The organism is Dehalococcoides sp., assembly GCF_041654235.1.
GTDB classification, from domain to species: Bacteria; Chloroflexota; Dehalococcoidia; order Dehalococcoidales; family Dehalococcoidaceae; genus Dehalococcoides; species Dehalococcoides mccartyi_B.
In genome coordinates, this window is the sequence record NZ_JBAZDW010000015.1 from 1 (window position 1) to 19494 (window position 19494).

19 protein-coding genes are annotated in these 19494 nt (G+C 47.3%); 11 read left to right on the top strand and 8 right to left on the bottom strand.

What is annotated here, in order from left to right:
• The 4 genes from WC259_RS03095 to WC259_RS03110 all read left to right on the top strand — a co-directional run.
• Positions 1-510: hypothetical protein (locus tag WC259_RS03095; RefSeq protein WP_372643130.1), on the top strand; the 510-nt coding region annotated here is incomplete at its 5' end.
• Between the two features lie 70 nt (positions 511-580).
• Positions 581-1018: a hypothetical protein gene (locus WC259_RS03100; protein ID WP_372643133.1), complete on the top strand. Its 438-nt coding sequence runs from the start codon at positions 581-583 to the stop codon at positions 1016-1018.
• Between the two features lie 113 nt (positions 1019-1131).
• The gene (locus WC259_RS03105; protein WP_372643136.1) at positions 1132-1809 is read left to right on the top strand and encodes an RHS repeat-associated core domain-containing protein; all 678 of its coding nucleotides are present in this window, start codon (positions 1132-1134) and stop codon (positions 1807-1809) included.
• A gap of 202 nt (positions 1810-2011) precedes the next feature.
• Entirely contained in the window at positions 2012-2437 is a 426-nt protein-coding gene (locus WC259_RS03110) for a hypothetical protein (RefSeq protein ID WP_061977038.1), read from the top strand.
• Positions 2438-2678: 241 nt separating this feature from the next.
• Here the strand turns inward: WC259_RS03110 and WC259_RS03115 are convergent, their stop codons facing one another.
• The 3 genes from WC259_RS03115 to WC259_RS03125 are packed head-to-tail and all read right to left on the bottom strand — an operon-like array spanning position 2679 to position 5716.
• Positions 2679-3359 carry a response regulator transcription factor gene (locus tag WC259_RS03115; protein ID WP_011308791.1) on the bottom strand — a complete coding sequence of 227 codons (681 nt, stop codon included), beginning with the start codon at positions 3357-3359 and terminating at the stop codon, positions 2679-2681.
• Positions 3340-5133, bottom strand: coding sequence for a sensor histidine kinase KdpD (locus tag WC259_RS03120; protein ID WP_015407403.1), 1794 nt, complete (start codon positions 5131-5133; stop codon positions 3340-3342). Before WC259_RS03120 ends, WC259_RS03115 begins: the two co-directional genes overlap by 20 nt.
• Entirely contained in the window at positions 5123-5716 is a 594-nt protein-coding gene (locus tag WC259_RS03125) for a hypothetical protein (protein ID WP_372643140.1), read from the bottom strand. The genes WC259_RS03120 and WC259_RS03125 overlap by 11 nt, the downstream gene beginning before the upstream one ends.
• 242 nt (positions 5717-5958) lie before the next feature.
• On the opposite strand from WC259_RS03125, the gene WC259_RS03130 reads away from it, so the two are divergent.
• The 4 genes from WC259_RS03130 (at position 5959) to WC259_RS03145 (ending at position 10937) form a co-directional block, all read left to right on the top strand.
• Entirely contained in the window at positions 5959-7326 is a 1368-nt protein-coding gene (locus tag WC259_RS03130; protein WP_011928681.1) for a reductive dehalogenase, read from the top strand.
• Positions 7327-7374: 48 nt separating this feature from the next.
• Positions 7375-7662, top strand: a complete 288-nt coding sequence (locus tag WC259_RS03135; protein ID WP_012984117.1) for a hypothetical protein — start codon at positions 7375-7377, stop codon at positions 7660-7662.
• Positions 7663-8117: 455 nt separating this feature from the next.
• Entirely contained in the window at positions 8118-9803 is a 1686-nt protein-coding gene (locus tag WC259_RS03140) for a DEAD/DEAH box helicase (protein ID WP_011308797.1), read from the top strand.
• A 168-nt stretch (positions 9804-9971) separates the two neighbouring features.
• Positions 9972-10937 carry a TerC family protein gene (locus WC259_RS03145; RefSeq protein ID WP_012984118.1) on the top strand — a complete coding sequence of 322 codons (966 nt, stop codon included), beginning with the start codon at positions 9972-9974 and terminating at the stop codon, positions 10935-10937.
• A gap of 180 nt (positions 10938-11117) precedes the next feature.
• On the opposite strand, the gene WC259_RS03150 is transcribed toward WC259_RS03145, so the two are convergent.
• The 3 genes from WC259_RS03150 to fdnG all read right to left on the bottom strand — a co-directional run bounded on the left by WC259_RS03150 (position 11118) and on the right by fdnG (position 16247).
• A complete protein-coding gene (locus WC259_RS03150; RefSeq protein ID WP_015407406.1) occupies positions 11118-11966 on the bottom strand; it encodes a formate dehydrogenase accessory protein FdhE in 849 nt (282 codons plus the stop codon).
• Entirely contained in the window at positions 11967-13178 is a 1212-nt protein-coding gene (gene nrfD, locus WC259_RS03155) for an NrfD/PsrC family molybdoenzyme membrane anchor subunit (RefSeq protein ID WP_011308800.1), read from the bottom strand.
• 87 nt (positions 13179-13265) lie between these two features.
• Positions 13266-16247 carry a formate dehydrogenase-N subunit alpha gene (gene fdnG / locus WC259_RS03160; RefSeq protein ID WP_034376812.1) on the bottom strand — a complete coding sequence of 994 codons (2982 nt, stop codon included), beginning with the start codon at positions 16245-16247 and terminating at the stop codon, positions 13266-13268.
• 378 nt (positions 16248-16625) lie between these two features.
• On the opposite strand from fdnG, the gene rsmD reads away from it, so the two are divergent.
• From rsmD to WC259_RS03175, 3 genes are all read left to right on the top strand, one after another.
• Complete coding sequence (gene rsmD, locus WC259_RS03165; RefSeq protein ID WP_011308802.1) at positions 16626-17204, top strand: 16S rRNA (guanine(966)-N(2))-methyltransferase RsmD; 579 nt, start codon at positions 16626-16628, stop codon at positions 17202-17204.
• Complete coding sequence (coaD, locus tag WC259_RS03170; RefSeq protein ID WP_015406802.1) at positions 17176-17655, top strand: pantetheine-phosphate adenylyltransferase; 480 nt, start codon at positions 17176-17178, stop codon at positions 17653-17655. Before rsmD ends, coaD begins: the two co-directional genes overlap by 29 nt.
• Before the next feature lie 88 nt (positions 17656-17743).
• Positions 17744-17998 carry a YfhL family 4Fe-4S dicluster ferredoxin gene (locus tag WC259_RS03175; RefSeq protein ID WP_011308804.1) on the top strand — a complete coding sequence of 85 codons (255 nt, stop codon included), beginning with the start codon at positions 17744-17746 and terminating at the stop codon, positions 17996-17998.
• 110 nt (positions 17999-18108) lie between these two features.
• Here the strand turns inward: WC259_RS03175 and WC259_RS03180 are convergent, their stop codons facing one another.
• On the bottom strand, positions 18109-18597 hold the full coding sequence (locus tag WC259_RS03180; RefSeq protein ID WP_012984122.1) for a CvpA family protein: 489 nt from the start codon (positions 18595-18597) through the stop codon (positions 18109-18111).
• Positions 18598-18690: 93 nt separating this feature from the next.
• Positions 18691-19494 (bottom strand): pyrroline-5-carboxylate reductase, encoded by an 804-nt coding sequence (gene proC, locus WC259_RS03185; RefSeq protein WP_015406803.1) that lies wholly within the window; start codon positions 19492-19494, stop codon positions 18691-18693.

The window sequence follows — 19494 nt, forward strand, 5'->3', positions numbered from 1 at the left end:
GAAAAAGGCGACGAGAAGACTGCGGTTAAGCTCTGGAATGCCCTGCCTGAATCGGCCAGAGTGGAACTCATGACTAAACTAGAGACTAAAACCAGCACAAAAGATATGAATAAGAGTTACGTTCTATCTGATGTTCAGAAAGTTTGGGCGAAGCGAGGAAAGCAAGGATTAAATTCTTCTGAGCTCCAAAGACTTATTATTAAACAGAGAGGTCGTTGTGCCTTATCTGGTGCACTGATGATATTCGACAAAGCCTGTGGAAACCCAAACACAAACAGGCAGGGATGCCATCCTTTATATGCAGCTGTAGACCACGTCTATCCAGGTAGAGAGAATGGTCATCAGCTTGTTTGTTACGATCTCAACGATCTTAAAGGGCACCTTCCTTACAAGGTTTTCGTTGAACTCCAAAATACCTCTGCTTGGAAAAAACTAATGCAACAGTGGAGGTCACAATCTGAAAATAACCCTATGGACATAACAGCTTTCAAAGCGTTATTGAAAGACTAAACTTTAAAATGTCCATTGTTGGATACTAAAGAATATAGGTTTAGTGTTCTAGAATCGGGGTGGGTTAACCTTGAAAAGTGCTCATGAACAGACCTCAAAGAACGATACTAATTCGAAAATCCTCGGCGTTCGTAATAGGATTACATACAAGGTAGATACAACTCCTGAGAACTGTACGCCGGAGAAAATCCGGCAGAGGCTGGGTATCCTCGTTTACGTTGCTCTCAGGATATTAGCGAGAGAGGGCAAATTACAGAGTGGTCTAACGGTTGATCAAATAGATCAAATCTGGGAGCAACGGAACCCATGGCTACGCTACCGAGACGGTACTTCCGAAAATACCTACGAGCTTAAGGTAGCGGAGCCTGATATTAAAGAAATTCGTATCCGACTTCCTTCGGTTATTTGGAATCAAATAGGAGCGGAAGCACGCAGAATGCATATCAGTCATACCGAGCTCGCTCGAAAATGGATCATCAAAGGGCTGAATAAATCCTGGCGATTATAGATTTTTAAGCCTTATGCTATACTGAAAGCTAATTCAAAGATTTTAGTTCTGTCTACCGTACAGTACCGCCCACCATTATTTGGATGTAAAAAAGCCCTCATGATGTTAGTTTCATGGGGGCTTTTTCTATAAATGGCACTAATTTGGTCACTAGCAGCACTGGTACTTCATTTGGCTCAACCAAGTATTATCCATACGGTGTTACCAGAAGCGGTTCTGTACCCACAGACGAGAAGTTTACCGGTCAGAAGCTGGATGATACTGGGCTATACTACTACAATGCCCGCTATTATGATCCTACGATCGGTAGATTTATAAGCCCGGATACACTGGTACAGAATATTCATAACCCCCAGTGTCTTAATAGGTATAGCTATGTATTAAATAATCCGCTAAAATATATTGATCCGAGCGGCCATAGGATGGTAATACCGGGCAATCCACCACAAAACGGCATCCCTTTCCCGGGACCTGAAGGCCCTGGCGGATCGAGCGGCAATGGTGATTCGGGCGACAGTGGTACAATATTGTTGCCACCTATAGACAATTCGACTGGCGGTTCATCCGCACCTCGACTGAGTACTTATGATGCAGTCGTAGGTACTTTAGAGGTAGTGGGAGGATGGTTTTGCTGTATTGTCGGCGGAGTAATAATTGCAGCAGCTGGCACTATTCCTATTGCTTTGCCTGTAGGAATAGACTTAATAGTAGTTGGTATAGGGTCTATCTCGGATGGGTTAGGTAGATTTGGATTTGATTTTTATATACCTAATCCTTTCGGTGGTCCATAAGGGGGTAGCACTTGGACATTGGTTTTTTCTGTTAGGACTTTTTAGTGCAATATTTCCGGGTTTTTCTTTATTTAAGAGAAAACCTTCTTCACAGTCAGACTCTGATAAGTTAGGATTTTACCTACTGTTTGGAGCAGGTATCTTTGTGATTATTATTTCCGTATTAGATGCCTTTTTGGGCTAACTAGAACAGGGGGTAGTTATGCGCGGATATGTAAAAATAGTCTCTATATTACTGATTACATTGGCTTTAGCAGAGATGTTATTTGTGGCATACCTTCAAATCCAATCACAAGTGCCTGTGATTGATTTAGACATGGAAACCCGGAAAATTATTAGCAGTACCTTTTTACTTGTGTGCATAGTGATTTTCTCGCTTGGTTTTTACATCGCTCCCATTTTAAAGAAAATTGTTACGAAATCTGTAACTGAGAATTTTGTATTTATGGGAAGCATTGCAAGACTAGCCTGTTTTGCCACTCCGTCTTTGACAGCTCCGGTCTTCTATCTTTTAGGAACAAATGTACTCAGCACTATTGTAGTATTCATGTTATCGATTTTGCTGATTATTAAGTATTGGCCTACAGTCGACTATTGGGAGAAAATTTACAGAGAGCTTAAAAAATAATTTATATTATGTATAGGATTTTATATTACTGCGAGTAAGTTTATATTCGGGTCTTTAATATTTGGCACTAAGGCTTATCAAATTTATCTCAAAAAATAAGCTTTTAAAGCTAACATAGATATTACTATGAGCCAAGATGTTAGCTTTAAAACCACCAAAAAGCAGGGCAAGTATCTAATTTAATGAATCCGAAATGGCAGATCGCAGGATGAATATGGGTGTCAGTCAAGCTCTTCGGGGGCTATTCAGCAAAAGACAACCGGTATCCTATACCGGCTTCGTTTTTAATGATACCGCCGGTCTTCAGGTTTTTTTCCATTTTAATACGCAACCTGGATACATAAACCCGTATACTTTCATCTGAACCGGGGTAGGCGTGTCCCCACAGGGTATCTGATATATCCCGGTAGTCCACTATTTGGCCGCCTCTTTGCAGCAGAAGGCTCATAATCATGGTTTCCACTCTGGTCAGTAAAACCCTGTCATTTCGGAACGTAAGTTCGTGTTTGGCACAGTCAATGGTAAGGTCACCGAATTTGATTATGGCCGTATTTGGGCTGATATTTTTGGATAGGGCTTTTTTAACCCTTGCCAGAAATTCAAGGTGGCGGAATGGCTTGATAATATATTCATCAGCCCCTTGTTCCAAGGCTTTTAACACATTTTCTTCTTCTTCGCAGGCGGTTACTACAATAATAGGGGCACCGGTAATCGGGCGTATTTCATCCAGAACCTTCAGGCCGTTCATATCCGGCAGACCCAAATCAAGCATAACCAAATCTGCTTTGTCAGAGTTTATGCTTTCCAGTGCCTCATAGCCGGTACGGCAAATGGTAATTTTGGCGTCATGATAAGACAATTTCAAGATAGAGCTGATGGTTGAGGCGGCAGCATCGTTGTCCTCAACTATTAAAATATTCATTAGCTATCCTGATATTATCGCGTTCGTTCCGGGGTATGGTCTTAACCGGTATAGTGAAGGAGAATTCACTGCCTTTCGGTTCTCTGGGGCTATAAATAATATTGCCGCCGTGTGCTTCAACGTAAAGCTTGGCAATAGGCAAGCCCAACCCCAGACCGCTGAGGTTATTCCCGCCGCTAAGTTTGCCGTATTCTGTAAAAAGGTCAGGAATCAGACAAGCAGGTACGCCTGCGCCGCTGTCGCTTACAGTAAAGCGAAGAGATTCATTGTCTAGCCGGGTGGCAACTGATACGCTATCCTCCGGTTTGGTATACTTCAGGGCGTTGTCTATCAAATTGGTGAGTATTTGCAGCAAACGTTCTTTATCACAGTATATCTCGGAGTTGGCTGTTTCATCACAAAAGACAAGGCTCTTATGCTGTTTCAGGAAGATAGGCATATATCGTAGCTGCAACTCCTCCATGATATCCTCAATGGAATAGCCGGCCATTTTCAGTTTCAGCATGCCTATTTTACCGCGTTCAAGTTCAATCAAATCATGGATACGGCTGTTTAAGGTCTCTGCCCCTTCGCGGATACTGCTGGCCAGATTATAGAGTTCAGTGCCTTTTTCAGATACGTTCACCAAGGCATCACTGGCGGCCAGAAGGGGGGTCAGGGGGGTTCTGATTTCATGTACCAGAGCTTTAAGATGAGCCTGCCTTTTCTTGGTTTCATCCTGCAGGGCCTGCCTCAGCAGGCACTCTTTAGTATAGCTCTCCGCTATAGATTTTTCGGATGTTTTTACCTTGGTGATATCTTCCATCCGTCCGCAGATGTTGGATATAGAGCAATTATCATCGTAAGATACCCAGAGTATCTCTTTTATCCAGGTGGATTCACCGTTTTGGATAATTTCATATTCGGTAGTCAAAGACGAACGGTTAGCAAAACGTTTGCACTTATCCAGATACAATCCCCGCTGTTTAAGCAGGGAATCAAGGCCTTTTACCTGAAAACTGCTGTCAGGCTGGCGGCTTATGATAAGTTGTAACAGCTTTTCGCATATCTGGTTGGGGGTTGCCGGGGCAACATAAGGGCTGAATATTACATTGTCATGTTTGTCCAGAATATACAGATACTCATCTGAATTGTGGAAAGAGAACGGGAAAATCAGCTGATGAGAGGTTTCATCTTCCTCGTCACTGGCAAGCTGTATTTGGGCATAGGCCTGGTCAAGTTTATCTTCTAAAAAGTGGGGCTGCGGGTGCAGTATCTCAACCGAGTAGTCAAGGATAGTGGTGTTTTTAAGGTTGTTTACATAACTGGCGGCTTTTTCTTCCTCGCCGTTCTCCAGTATAAATGTTATCGGGGCAGGGTAGATGCCTGCTTCAACCGGTTGCATAACCTCCAGCGTGGGCATATTGTGCCAGCAGGACATGGTGGTGGGATTACGGAAAATATGCCCCTGTTCTATGCGCTCATGGTAGATGGCGGTGCCTATGGCTGCCTCGTAACAATTATCCAGCTCTACCACTGATAATCTGCCGGCATAATGGTTTTTCAGCTGAGTAATAGATTCGTTGCACATGCCATAGTTCAAAATACAGTAGCCGTTTTCCAGAATTGCCCGCTCAATATAATAGGATAGCATCTCTATTTTTACGCTGTAGAAGCAGGAGTTGGTTATGGGATAAATTCGGGCATCCAGATTCCGGTGCAGAGCCCAGTTTTTAACAAAGTTGCTCATGCTTACGCAGGTAACAACCCCAACTTTGTTATTTTCAGTTTTCATTTAACAAGTCCTCACTAAGTTTGCAGACAATCTGCTTGAATGAGTCAGGGAAAGAACAAAAAGAAAGTTTGTCTTTATTCTGGTTTTGATACATAAAAGGTACTCCACCTGCCAGAACATTCAGGCCGGCGGCTTCGAAACAGGGCTTCAGTTTGGCCAGTTTATCAATATGGTGAAACAATGTCAGGCTGACAACAACTGTGGGGTGAATCTGGCCTGCCATTTTTTTTATAGTCTGTTCATCAAGCCCCAGCACCACCGGTACAAATCCATTCAGTTTCAGATATGCTTCCAGCAGGGTAATGCCCGGAGGTATAAAGGAGATGGGGTTGAAGATGGCTATGGGGGCACAATTGCGGGGCATAGTTTGAGCTTTTCCAGCTTTGTTTTGGATTATACCGATGAGCCTTCTGATCTCATTATGATGGATTGCCCCCCGGATATAGTCATCAAACATCTGGTCAACCAGATCAATCAGCTTCGCAGTCTCCGAAGGAAGGATGCCGCTAATGGCTTTTTCAAGTTCAGCAGATTGGGTTCTGGTAATCATACTGGTTTCTGACAGTAAATTCTGATGTACCATAGTTTTATTTTATATCTATTATAGTGGTAATACAATTCAGCTCCGAACGTTTAGGTGAGGTGTAACAGAACTGATACGGGGTATTACTGATTAGTATCCACTAGTTATTGAGTGTTAGCTACGTGATGTAATACCATACGGTTAGTGCCCACTGCAGGATAAAGGCGATGCGCGCAATTTGCCTTGGAGTCTATCGGTGAAGCTAAATCTCATATGGAAAGGTAACCAAAAAGGGTTAAGACATGGATGAAAAAATAAACCGTCGTGATTTTGTTAAAGGTGCAGGACTTGCATCGGCTGCAACCGTTGCCACCCTCATGGCAACAGCTTCAACTGTATCCGCTGAGGAGCTGGTTAATCCGGGCGGAAAAGCTATGGATGAAATGGGTAATGCTTCTATTAAGCGTGATTTACCGGAGAGTTTTTACAAAAGGATTGAAAACAAAGCTGGTTATATAGGAACTACCAGAGTGGTTGCTCCTACTCAGAGGCTTGATGCCCGCGAACATGGTTTTTCCCAGATAGTCAGGCGCGGTTCTACCGGTGACTGGTCGGGCGAACCCGGAGACTGGGGACCGATACTTTTAGCAGCTGTTCAGGAAAAAAAGAAACATGCAGCCGAGATTTCTCCTTTGGAAGCGGCTGATTATACCTGGAGTAATGCTTTCCAGATTGCCATGGACAGGTGGCATATTACCCTTGAACCGGGCAGGTATCAACAGGCACCCATAGCCGCCACCAAGGTTGAGCTTTCTCCCGAAGAAATGACTGCCAGAATAAAGAAGATTTGCCGCTGGTTTGGCTGTGAGCAGGTAGGTATCTGCGAAGTAACCGAAGATATGAAGCCTTTCTTCTATAGTGTAGGCAGAACCCGAGGTACTTATACTACCGGTCACGCCAACTATGTGGATAACGGCCGTGAAATTCCCTGGCCTTATCCCTACAAATACTGCATTGTGATGGCAGATAAATGTGATACGGATACCCTGAATGCACTTACCGGGCCTCTGGTTGAAGCCAGTGCCAAGATAGCCTGTTCTCAATCAGATTTCGCCCCCCATTATCTGGAGTCCATTATCCGCTCACTTGGTCATGATGCCAAGGCCAATATCTTCAGCGATACTGATATTATGGATACTCCTTTTGCCGTCAAAGCCGGTCTTGGCGAACTGGGACGAAGCGGTTTGGTAATTTCGCCTTGGGGCGCCCAGATGAGAATCATGGAAGTCTTTACCAACCTGCCGCTGGTTCCGGATAAGCCCATAGATTTTGGTCTTCAGGAATTCTGCAAGGTTTGCAAGAAGTGTGCCGACAACTGTCCCGCCAGTGCTATTTCTATGGACGATGAACCCAGTGAAGTTGATACCGTAGTTAAATCTATCCGTTGGTTCCAGGATGGTAAAAAGTGTCTGGCTCAGAGACTGGCTTATGGCTGTTCCAAATGCCAGGGTGTATGCCCGTGGTCCAAACCGGACACTCTAATCCACGAGGTAGGACGCATGGTAGGCCAGAACCCGGCTTTTGCCCCGTTCTTGGTTAAGCTGGACGATTTCTTCTATAACAGATATCCTGAAGGACATGCCACTGGTGAATGGGCTCCCTGGAGATAGATAAAAGAGTCTGAATATCAAGGTATTTTTAAAAAAGGAGTTAGAGATATGACAGGAATTGTCTTTTTGTTTGGTCTGCTTTTAGGTATATTGGGTACCTGGTTATGGCATACCGCTAAAGAACGGAGTATAAAGCTTGCCTGGGTAGATTACCTCCTGATAGCTATATTTGTTTTGATGGCTGGTGGCGGTATTTGGTTTGTTAATACCTTTACCGAAGAATCCGTGGCCAGTGCCGCCCGCAGTTCCGGGCTGATATTCGGCCTGCTGGCTCTGCTGGTGCTGGGTGTAACCTGGCAGCTTATCCGGCGCCGTAATCATAAATCAGGCATTTAACCGTTATTTAGCAACTAATAAAGAAGGGCAGGTGGTTATTATGAACTCCTGCCCTTCTTGGCATTTGGCAGAGGAAATTAGAACTTGTCTCGGGTAGTCTTGCGGGTAGATTTGACATAAAAACCGAGATGTTATATTCTTAATGGACTGCACAAGCAGGGCAACACAGATAAGAAAATATTGTAATTCGGGTTTGGCCCCAGTTTCACATAGGCCTAGCCCGGGCAGGGAAAAATCCCAGGGCTGGGTAGCTTTCAAACCGTCCTTTCAAAAGGACCGGCTCATCTACCCCCAGGTAATTACTTGCACTCCTATCTTCTGCATTCTACCTTTAAAACAGGGCAGGATAATGATGGGATATAAGATTTCCTATCTGGACAACAGTTAAAGAATAGCGGTTGTCTGACTGCTGGCAGAAGAAAAAATATGAGTGCAAAGCACTCAACAGGAGTTGTATGTCTTTCGAATCTTTCAATTTTGATCCGGCTGTTATGGCTGGAGTCAGGGCCTGCGGCTATAAAGAGCCCACCCCCATTCAGGCACAGGCTATTCCCCCCATTATGGCTGGACATGATGTTATCGGTCTGGCTCAGACCGGCACCGGTAAAACCGCTGCTTATGCCTTGCCCATTATTCAAAAAATGCTTTCTACCCCCAGGGGACGGGTGCGTACTCTGGTAATTGCACCCACCAGGGAACTGGCTTGCCAGATTTCTGATAGTTTTCGTTCACTTGGCCAGCGCGCCCGTATACGGGAGTGCTCCATTTACGGCGGAGTGAATATGGACCAGCAAATTCGCCGCTTACGGAGCGGTGTAGACGTAGTAGTGGCTTGCCCCGGCAGGCTTCTGGATCACATATGGCGGGGAACTATTGATGTCTGCGGGGTGGAAACCCTGATAATAGACGAAGCTGACCGCATGTTTGACATGGGTTTCCAGCCGGATATCCAGAGCATTTTGAAGTGTCTGGTTCAGCCGCATCAAACCCTTTTATTTTCGGCAACCATGCCGCCGGAAGTCCGCAAGCTTACTCTGGAAACTCAGACCAATCCGGTAACTGTACAGGTTGGTACCCAGTCTCCGGTAAGCAGTGTCAGCCATAGTGTTTATCCGGTGAAAAGTCACCAGAAAACCCCGTTACTGCTTGAAATATTGAAAACGGTAGAAACCAAGTCAGTTCTGATATTTGCCCGCACCAAATATGGAGCGGAAAATCTGGCTGATGAAATATCCAAGGCCGGGTTTACTACAGCCTCCCTTCAGGGCAATCTTTCCCAAAACCGCCGTCATGCCGTTATGGAAGGGTTCCGCCGCGGGAATTTCAAAATTCTGGTAGCTACCGATATTGCCGCCAGAGGTTTGGATATTGACCATATATCCCATGTAATAAATTACGATATGCCGGATTCCCCGGAAGACTATACTCACCGTATTGGCCGGACAGGACGCTTTGACCGCACAGGACAGGCTTTCAGTCTGGTAACCGGACGTGACGGGGATATGGTAAGAGATATCCAGAGGCTTTTAAGCAGCCCCATTCAGCGTCTGCGGGTTGACGGGTTTGATTATGCTACGACCCGCAATGATGGACAGAACCAGTCACAGCGCAGGGATTTTGCACCCCGCCGGGGTTATTCCCATGGCGGTTATAATCGCCCTGAAATGGCTGTAAATGAAACTTCACAAACGGATACTCCGTCTGAAATGCCGGTAAGCCCCGCAAGGCCTTTTAATCCCGGTTTCCGGCCCAGCCGTCCGGCAAATTCTGCTCCCCGTTTCCACAGGGAGGGGAACTTTGCCCCCCGTATGCAGAGCCACTCTTCTTTTGAGGGTACCTCTGCCCCAGCGGCCAGACCTGCAGCCCGGTATAATGACCGTCCTGCTTTTAGAAAAGAAAACAGTTTTCAAACTACCGAGGCGTCACGGCCTTCTTTTAGGAAGGAAACAGGGTTTACTCCCCGTGAGCATACTCAGGCTGATTTTGAAAATAGCGAACAGCCTTCAGGCAGGCGTCCTGCCCGGTTTAACGGGAAAGCTTCTTTTGCAGACCGCCCGGCACGTTCGGGGAATAAAGTGGGGAAACCGCCCTTCTTTAGGCGTTCAAAACCAGCTGTTTCAGAGAAAAACGAAACTTACTAGAACTAAAAAGGGGAGTGCCGAAAGCACTCCCCTCAGCTATTAGAGGCTATTTGACGGGCAGAATGTTGGGTGTTATATTAGCCTGATTAAACAGGTATTTGGCCGCAGGTTTTCCGTTTTGTTGTATTCTTTTGAGATAAAAGGTAATCGGTTTAAAGGAGTATAGCCTTGTCACTGACTGTGTTATGGGTAATTTTTGCCGTAATGGTACTTTGTATGATGGCACTGGATTTGGGTGTTTTCCACCGTCGTGCCCATGAAGTAAAGACCAAAGAAGCCCTTGTCTGGAGCGGTGTCTGGATTGCATTAGCCCTTATATTTGGCGGGCTTGTGTATTCCAGTTTGGGTAGCGAAACCGGTCTTAATTATTTAAGCGGTTATATTATTGAGTTATCCCTTTCGGTAGATAATCTGTTTGTATTCATTATGATATTTTCTTACTTCTGTATTAAGCGGGAGTATCAGCACAAAGTTCTGTTCTGGGGTATTCTGGGGGCTATTATTATGCGGGCTGTTTTTATTGCGGCCGGCATCACCCTTATAGAAAACCTGAGCTGGGTGTTGTACATATTCGGAGTTTTCCTTATTTATACCGGTATCAAGATGGTTAAAGATCAAAATAAAGAAATACACCCTGATAAAAATCCTCTGGTAAATTTTGTCTGCCGTATTTTGCCTATGACTAACAAACTGCATGGTGACCATTTTTTTATAAAGGAAAATGGCCGGAAATTGGCTACCCCCCTTATTCTGGTGCTGGTTTCCATTGAGGCCATGGATCTGGTTTTTGCGGTAGATTCCATACCGGCGGTTATGGCTATAACTTTAGACCCGTTTATAATCTTCACTTCCAATATCTTTGCGGTCATGGGCCTGAGGGCTATGTATATGGCACTTTCAGGGGTTATCCAGAAGCTGCACTATCTGCATTACGGTTTGGCAGCCATTCTGGCTTTCCTGGGTATTAAAATGCTGATAAGTGATTTTTTCCATATGCCGGTAACGGCTTCTTTAGGTGTGGTGGCTGTTATACTGGCTATATCGATAGCGGCTTCACTGCTTAAGCCTCCCAAGGAGATAAAGCCGGTAGAAATGCCTCACCCGGCGTGTCCTGTAGACGAAGGCGATAAGTAAACAACAGGGGGGCGTAAAGCCCCCTTTCTTTTTGCCCTTGATTTGTAAGCTAAGCGTTTATCCTGCCTGCGGGTATACTTTCCCTTAAATTCTGACCAATTAAAATGGCATAGCTATGCTCTTTTGGTGTATTTAGACATTTGGTATGGGGGTGTGTGGAAAAGGTCTTAAAAAGGGGTTCTAGCCTGGCTGGTAGCCTTCGTTCTGGGCAATGCTGTCCAGATGGATGGAAACAGCGTCTTCTACTTCCGGCAGACACTCGCGCCCCAGCCGTCGTTCGTCAGTGGTCTTAATGTAGGTTTTGCACTTCTCACAGACATCTACCCGCTGGTAGGGGAATATAGCAGAATAGAAGTGGCGGAGTTTTTCGGCATTAGCATTGGAGCAGTAGGCACATTTTATCCGCCGGTAATTCCACTGGGTGTGGCAGAGTGAGCAGAACAGGCGGCGGGCACCATTGTCCTTATCCAGACAGGAATAGCGGGGGCTGGAGCCGCAGAAGGGGCAAGTATTTTTATCCCAGCCAAGCAGGTCTACTTGCGGCTGATAGTATTTGGCCTGAGCTGTTAAAAAGGGAGACACCAGATTGGTCACAAAGAAGAGCAGTGTTTCCGGATTGAAGCTGGTATTTTGGGTGAACTTGGCTAGATATTCCAGATTGTCTGAAAGCATGGCGGTGATGAAACCGGATAATCCGCCGGGGTGGTTCTCTATCAGTTTTAGCAGGGCAGGGGTGGGGAATTTCTCTCCGGCGGTCTGGGTAAAAGCACGCCCCAGTTTGAGCCCTGTCTGGTGGAAAAGTTCGGCGGAAGGTTCAAAGGGGATATCTTTCAGTATATATTCACCGGCAGCCAGCTTGGCTATGGCATCTTCATCTGAAATAAGGGGAGCCGGCTCCTCTTGCGAGGAAGCCGACTCCTGAATGTCAAAGACCTTCTGGTACAGGGCAAGTATGGTTTCCAGTTCCGGCTGAGCGGCCCTGTATCTTTCAATTTCCGAATTGATACGCTCCAGCCGATTTGTATTCATTTAGTCTGCCGGTATAACCGCAGGTGCTTTCTTGACCTGTTCAGGGGTAAGCCCCTTCATGTGGTCAGTATACAGCGGCAGGTACTTGGCACACAGGCGGAATACGTACATAGCCCCGGCAATCAGGCCGAAGGTAAAGACGAATTCCAGTATGTGCGGGAAATAGCTGCCTTCGCGGTTGGGAGCCTGAGAGATAACCAGGGTATTGATACGGTTAAGCACCACACCCATAATCATCAAACCGGTTGACCAGAGAAGGCCGCTGCGTGAACTGCGAATCTTCTTTATAAAGAGCAGTATCATGGGCAGTAACATGCCTATACCTACTTCAGCTACCCAGAGTACGGTATACCAGTCACCATTAAGGCCGGTGGCCAGGTTTCCGGTAATAGCGTAATCAACGCCGCGGGCTGCCAGATAAACCAGCATTATCCAGGCTATAATCAGCCCCAGTTTGGAAAGGATATCCATACGCAGGGTCATCTTCCATGAGCGGGACAGGATAACGGAGAAGTAAGTGAGCACTGATAAACCCAGAGCCATGGCAGACACCAGGAACAGGTGACCCATCAACGGGCCGTGCCAGAGGGGCTGCTGAGCCGGGTTAATCAGGAAAAGGGCACCCAGTGAAGACTGGTGGAGGAAGGAGAGCATAATGCCGAAGATAACCAGCGGGATGATAAAGGCATGCTGCAGGTTACCCAGCTTCTTCCAGCCAATACGTTCAAAGATATTGTTAGAGAACTCAAGATAGAGTACGGTCAGGTACATCATAACGCACCAGCCTACTTCGAACATGATGGACTCGTGATTCCACATCCAGATAGGATGAACAATCCGTATAGAGCGGGCGAGGTCAATCATGATACCGATAGCGCCGATGGTGTAGCACAATGCACCAATGAGAATGGCCGGCCTTACCAGGGGACGGAATTTCTCATAACCGAATATGTATACGATTGCGGCCATGGTGAAACCACCAGCAGCCGAGGCGATATATGCGCCTACGTCAAAGGCAACCCAAAGACCCCAGGGCCAGTTATCTGAAAGGTTGGTAATGGGACCCAGACCGTAAGCCAGTTTCAGGGCGGCTACGGTTAAGGCACCCAGACCAAGGATAATCTGGAGTAGTCCCCATTTGCCGAATAAAGGCACATTGGGGTTGCCGGTCTGTTCGAGCTTGTTTACCCAGCCCTTGATGGCACTGAACATGCTCTAAAGCCCTCCCTTCCTGGAAGGAGAATTCCCTTCCGTATATGCAAGTTCGCCGTTTAATTTAGCATTTAGATACTTCATGACTTAGTCCTCAAGTACCTTATAGCGTCCGGTGATGGTGGGTACGGTACCGTCGGCTGCTTTTTCAACCTTGACCAAGAACGCCTTGAACTCAGGAGTGGAGGAATTTGAGTCTGCGGTGTTCGGGGCAAGTACGTTGGCACTGTCACCCTGTGCAATTCCCATAAAGCCCCAGTGATTGGGTATGGCTACCTGGTGAACAGTTTTGCCGCCAATGCTGAAGGGTTTAAGCCGTTTGGTAACGGCTGCAGCCACTGATACGCTGCCTCTGGCCGAAGTGAGTTTTACAATATCACCGGCCTTGATACCCTTTTCGCTGGCCAGCTGTTCGGAGATTTCCACATAAGCAGCCGGGGCAAGTTCTACCAGGAAAGGCATATTGCGGGTTAACTGACCGCCCAAACTATGCTCAACGGTGCGTATAGTGGTACAGATAACCGGATATTCACCGGCACTGCCCTGGGTATCGCCCTCGAAGACCATAGCGGTCGGGTTATTCTGGGTGCCGGACAGAGCATTGTCCACCGGGCTTTCCCAAGGTTCGTAATGTTCAGGCATGGGGCCGTCAGCCATGGCGGCAAAGAGCTGTGCGGTATTGCCATTGGTACCTTTAAAGGGCAGTCCGCCGCTCTGATTAAACGGAGCGTTTTTACCGTCAACATTGTCACCGGTCCAGCTCATACCGTTCCAGCTGATAACGGGTTTGGCCGCATTGAAGGGCTTGCCGCTGAGGTCAACTGAAGCGCGGTTGTTCATTATGCGGGTATTCATCGGCCAGCTCCAAGCCCAACCGGCATGGAAAGCACCGGTCTGTTCACGCCGTGCCATTTGGTTTCCGGCATTTGTAAAGCTGCCGATATAAAGGCTATTGCCGCAGGCAACTGTTCCGTCAGCCCTTAGGTCTTCAGGACTTTCAAGCTGCTGCAGGGAAGATATCTTGTATCCGTTCATCTCTTTGGCTACATCAGCCGCAGAGGGGTTGGTGCTGTAAGTCCAGCTGAGTTTGGTAATAGCTTCTGCATTGAGGCCGCTTTCGCCCTGATAAAGGGTCTGAAGACGGCTAAGCAGGGAGCTGATAACCTCAAGCTCAGATTTGGCTTCACCGGAAGCGCTGACGGCCTTGTTTCGCCATTGAATCCAGCGGTCAGCATTGGTTACACTGCCTTCTTTTTCGTAAGAACAGGCAGTGGGCAGCAGGAAGACTTCGGTCTGCGAAGTCACCCCGTCTTTCTTCCAGAAAGCAGCAGTTTCAGACTCAAACATATCTGTCACTACCAGCCAGTCCAGTTTGGCCAAAGCCTGAGTAGCCTGACCGGCAGCAGCACTCTCAACCACCGGGTTTGCACCCCAGGCGAAAGCACCCTTTATTTTGCCGGCAGCCATCTGTTTGATAGCGTTTACGTAAGAGTAATTGGTATTATTATCTGTTTTGGGCAGGAAGCCGAAGCCGAAACCGTTTGAGCTGGAGGCATTAGAGCCGTACCAGGCCTTCAAAAGGCTGGCTGCACTTTGGTCGCCGGCTTTAGAAGCATAGGCGGCAAAAGTGGTATCGTCTTCGTTGGGGGCAGATAAATAACCGGGCAGTTTGTTCCATGAGACACCGTTGTCGGCAGCACCCTGTACGTTAGATTCACCTCCAAGGGCGAATAAACCGCCGCCGGATACGCCGATATTGGCCAGCAGCATCTGAAGTACGGCATAAGCCCGAACTGTCTGAGCGCCGGAGGTGTGCTGGGTGGAGCTCATGGCGTAGACAATAGCGCCGGCCTTGTCTGCTTTGCCGGTTGCGGCAAAAAAGGCACAGACCTTTGCAAAGTCAGCCTGGGAGCAGCCACAGGTTGCGGACACCATTTCCGGAGTGTAACGGGCATATTGCTTCTTCAAAAGCTGGAAGACACAATTGGGGTTGGTAAGGGTTTTGTCTATTACCGGTTCGCCGTTGCTGGCCTTGGTAAAGTTCCAGTTTGATTGGTCGTATGAATGGCTGGCGGTGTTGTAACCTACAAACATGCCGTCCAAATCAGCCGGACCCTTGAAGTTGGAGTTTACTACCATGCCGGCAGTGGTGTATTCGGTAATATAGGTCATGTTGTAATTTGCGGGGTGAGCTTCAATGTCAGAAATGACATATTTGATAAGCCCGCCGATAAAGGCAATCTCCGAACCGGAGCGGGCGGCAACGAATGTGCCGGCCTTGGCGGCAGTCCGGGTCAGGCGGCAGTCAACGCTGATAAGCTCTGCACCTTTGCCCATAGCTTCGCCCAGATGGGAGAAACAGGCAGGGTAGTTTTCAGCCGGGTTGCCACCCATATCCAGAATGACGTTGGCGTTTGAAACATCGGTCCAGCTGTTGGTCATGGCGTTTCGTCCGAACGAAGCCGCCAAAGCTTCCAGGCTGGAAGCGGTGCTCAGTCTGGCCTGGCTATCCAGGTAGACAATGCCCAGGGCACGAAGCATCTTGGACAGAAGATAACATTCTTCGTTATCCAGAGTAGCTCCGCCCAGCGAGGCAATAGCCTCGGTGCGGTTAACGGTCTTGCCGGCAGCATTTTTGGCTATAAAACCGCTGTCACGGCTGGCCTTTACCTTTTTGGCAATTTCACCAAACGCCCAATCCCATGACTTTTCTTCCCAATCATTCGCACCGGCGGCACGGTAAAGCACCTTTTCTAAACGGTGTTTATTATTGTGAAGTTGAATCAGTGAAGCACCCTTGGAACAGGCACTCCCCCGATTTACGGGATTGTCTGGATCACCTTCCATATTGGTGAGGTTGCCGGCCGAATCGGTATAGCAGATAAATCCGCAACCGCTGGCATCAAAGGGACAAATGGTGGTGGTTTCTTTTACCCACCGGGGGCGCGTGTCAACCATTTTGGGCTCAACACCCTTAATGGGTCCACGGAAAAGACCAGCTGTGGCAAAGAGACCCGCGGTCCCTCCGCTGATCTTGAGGAAATCTCGCCTACTAAACTGAGACCTCATCACTACCTCCTTACTAAAGGCTCTGGAGACACAATTTGTTAATATGATATACCAAGTAGTTGTTTAAACGCAAGTTAAAATTGCGAACAACTTATATCTAAAGTACTAGTGCTAGGGGTCAATCAGGAATAAAAAATTTTAAAAACATAATTCGGCTGGGAAAACTTTATAAACTGCCTGTGCCGAGACTGAAAATACAAGGGAATACATCCTAAAAACTTTAAAAATATTTGGACAACAGGCATAGGTCTTCACCTGACAGATTGGTGAGCGGCAAGTGTTTTAAAAACCAGCTTTTTATTCCGTATATCTACCCGAAACAGATTTTGCAGCTGGTTAGACTTGATTTGAAAGCCATATTCCGCTATTTTTTAGGATATGAGAATTATTGCCGGAGATGCCAAGGGCAAAAACATCATCGTTCCCCAGCGGAAAGCTACCCGTCCGGCTACCGAACTGGTCAGGGGAGCCATGATGTCCATGCTGGAGGCAGTAGCTGAAGACTGGAGCGAGGTGCTGGATATTTATTCCGGCAGCGGTTCTCTGGGTTTGGAAGCCCTTTCCCGCGGGGCCGGGCATGTAGATTTTGTTGAGCACGAGCGCTGTTGTTGTGATATAATAAAACAAAATTTGGAAACCATTGGCTGTGCAAGCCAGGCTCACGTGTATTGTTTGGATGTACCCAAGGCTATGGCCTTCTTGAAAAAGCAATATGACGTAATACTGGCAGATCCGCCGTACCGTAACCAGCAGATTGGCGAGGTACTGGAGAAACTGGGGAATTCCGGGCTTATCGGTGAAAACACAGTCATGGCAGTTACCCATTCCGCCCATCTTACCCTTGCCGAATGTTACGGGCGGTTAAAGATGCTAAAAGAGCATCGCCATGGGGATAGCCTTATCGCTATATACAGAAAGGATAGCAGTTTTGATAGCCATTTACCCGGGCCGGTTTGACCCGGTAACCCTGGGCCATCTGAGCGTTGCCAGACGCGCTTCAGGCTTTTGTGACCGGCTGATTATTGCTGTCTTTGATAACCCTGCCAAACCGGGCCTTTTTACGGCCGCCGAGAGGGTAGATTTCATCAAACAATCCATTAAAGACTTTCCCAATGTAGAGGTGCGTTCTTTCAGCGGGCTTATGGTCAATTTTGCCCGTAAAATGGGTGCTTCGCTTATAATTCGCGGCCTCAGGGTGGGGGCTGATTTTGAGCGTGAAATGGAAATGTACGTTATGAACCGCCGTCTGGATGAGGGGCTTGAGCTTTGTTGCCTCTTCTCCGAGCCTCAGTACCAGTACCTCAGTGCTTCGCTTATCAAAGAAATAGTGATACTGGGCGGGGACTCAAGCGGATTAATATCGGAACATGTGGCAGTAGCTTTAAAAAACAAGTTAGCGCCTGTCTAGTGTGGTATAATCAATTAATTATTTTACAGGAGGGTGTATCGCCAGAAGAAGTTTTGCTTAAGACAGATTTTGGAGGTAGAAGGAATTTATGTCGTTCAAGATAACAGATGACTGTATCAGTTGTGGGGCTTGCGAACCGGAATGCCCCAATAAGGCTATTTCGGAAGGCGAGACTATTTACATTATTGATCCTGAGAAATGCTCTGAGTGCGTGGGTGCTTTTGATACTCCGCAGTGCGTTGAAATCTGCCCGGTAGACTCCTGTGTGAAATGCTGTAATGAATCTAATGATGAATTACTGGCAAAATGGCAGAAACAGCACCCGGGCGAAAGCCCCAAATAAAAGCAACAAAAATTTAAGGCCGATCTGGATATAGGGTTTTAAATAAAATCATAAATGCCTTAAGAGCCATCTGGGTTACGGCGGTTTAGTGTGCAGGTTTTGTATGGGCTTTAGTTGAAAAAGTCTTGGATTACTCCGAACTCATCAGGTAAAAGCGACAGAATCAGCGGAAACTTGTCAAGAAGTATCTGGGCGACGGCAGAATCGGTGATAACCGAACCGGAGTCAAAGAATTTGACCCAGATGGCTAGCAGGGCGGCAGTAAAAATGCCGGAAACCAGCAAACCGAATATTGCACCCCCAAGCCGATTTACCCAGTTAAGGAAAGTCGGCTTTATCATAGTGTCAAGCAGTTTGGCGATAAGGGTGGTAGCTACCCAGATAGTCATCAGTATCAGCAGGAAAGCGATTATATTTGCCCACTCCGGGCTGGAAATAAAACTGAGCCATTCGGCAACCGTAGGGTAAAAGCGCCCTGCCAGTATAATGCCTATTATCAGCCCTACCAGATGCAAAAAGTTGCGTATAAGGCCGGTGAAAAAGCCGCTCACGGTTTGAATGCCCAGTGATATCAGTAAAACTATATCTAACCAATTCATCGCTTTGATTAAAGCATATCCGCATGGACAAACGCAATAGTAGTATTTTCCTATCGTTTTTAGGGGCTGCAGATATTTATTTAAGCGGGGGGGTTAACCCTTGCCCAGTTCTACAGAGCGGTTAAAGGCGGCCTTGGCAGCCTTGATTATAGTTGCCTCCAGACCGGCTTCTTCAAATGCCTTTATAGCTTCGGCGGTAGTACCGCCGGGCGAGGTTACGTTTTTGCGAAGCTGGGTGAGCGCAAAGCCGGATTTTCCGGCATAAATAGCCGAACCGGCAGCTGTCTGGGATACCAGTATAGATGCTTCTTCAGGTGTAAAGCCCATTTCCAGTGCCGCTTTTTCCAGCCCTTCCATGAACAGAAAGAAATAGGCCGGGCCTGAACCTGAGATAGCGGTAGCTGCATCCAGCATGGTTTCTTTGCCGGTATATATTTCTTTGCCCATGGCTGAAAGTATGGCTTTAGCATGGTCTTTCTGGGCGGGGCTGACAGACGGCAGGGCAGTCCAGACGCTCATGCCCATGCCTATCATGGCGGGGGTGTTGGGCATAACCCGCACCACCGCTTTATGGGCAAGCCCGCCGCTGAGTTTGCTTAAGGTTGCCCCGGCAATAATGGATATAACCAGCTGTTTGTCCGCCAGTTTGCCCTTCAGTTCGGCACTCAGTTCGGGCAGATTCTGGGGTTTGATAGCCAGCAGAACTACCTCTGCACTCTTTATCGCATCCGGGTTTGAAGCGGTGGTTTTTATGCCGTAGGTGGTTTCAAGGTAGGTACGGCGTTCAGCTTTAATCTCACTTACAGTGATATTTTGGGACGGACAGATGTTTTTTTGGATAAGAGCGCCCAAGATGGCCTCACCCATATTTCCCCCGCCGATAAATGCTATGTTCAT

What these genes read in the sequence shown, in the direction of transcription:
- WC259_RS03105 (WP_372643136.1), top strand. Translation starts at nt 1,132, where the DNA reads ATGGGGGCTTTTTCTATAAATGGCACTAATTTGGTCACTAGCAGCACT.
- WC259_RS03110 (WP_061977038.1), top strand. Translation starts at nt 2,012, where the DNA reads ATGCGCGGATATGTAAAAATAGTCTCTATATTACTGATTACATTGGCT.
- WC259_RS03115 (WP_011308791.1), bottom strand. Translation starts at nt 3,359, where the DNA reads ATGAATATTTTAATAGTTGAGGACAACGATGCTGCCGCCTCAACCATC.
- WC259_RS03120 (WP_015407403.1), bottom strand. Translation starts at nt 5,133, where the DNA reads ATGAAAACTGAAAATAACAAAGTTGGGGTTGTTACCTGCGTAAGCATG.
- WC259_RS03125 (WP_372643140.1), bottom strand. Translation starts at nt 5,716, where the DNA reads ATGGTACATCAGAATTTACTGTCAGAAACCAGTATGATTACCAGAACC.
- WC259_RS03130 (WP_011928681.1), top strand. Translation starts at nt 5,959, where the DNA reads ATGGATGAAAAAATAAACCGTCGTGATTTTGTTAAAGGTGCAGGACTT.
- WC259_RS03135 (WP_012984117.1), top strand. Translation starts at nt 7,375, where the DNA reads ATGACAGGAATTGTCTTTTTGTTTGGTCTGCTTTTAGGTATATTGGGT.
- WC259_RS03140 (WP_011308797.1), top strand. Translation starts at nt 8,118, where the DNA reads ATGTCTTTCGAATCTTTCAATTTTGATCCGGCTGTTATGGCTGGAGTC.
- WC259_RS03150 (WP_015407406.1), bottom strand. Translation starts at nt 11,966, where the DNA reads ATGAATACAAATCGGCTGGAGCGTATCAATTCGGAAATTGAAAGATAC.
- nrfD (WP_011308800.1), bottom strand. Translation starts at nt 13,178, where the DNA reads ATGTTCAGTGCCATCAAGGGCTGGGTAAACAAGCTCGAACAGACCGGC.
- fdnG (WP_034376812.1), bottom strand. Translation starts at nt 16,247, where the DNA reads ATGAGGTCTCAGTTTAGTAGGCGAGATTTCCTCAAGATCAGCGGAGGG.
- rsmD (WP_011308802.1), top strand. Translation starts at nt 16,626, where the DNA reads ATGAGAATTATTGCCGGAGATGCCAAGGGCAAAAACATCATCGTTCCC.
- WC259_RS03175 (WP_011308804.1), top strand. Translation starts at nt 17,744, where the DNA reads ATGTCGTTCAAGATAACAGATGACTGTATCAGTTGTGGGGCTTGCGAA.
- WC259_RS03180 (WP_012984122.1), bottom strand. Translation starts at nt 18,597, where the DNA reads ATGAATTGGTTAGATATAGTTTTACTGATATCACTGGGCATTCAAACC.
- proC (WP_015406803.1), bottom strand. Translation starts at nt 19,494, where the DNA reads ATGAACATAGCATTTATCGGCGGGGGAAATATGGGTGAGGCCATCTTG.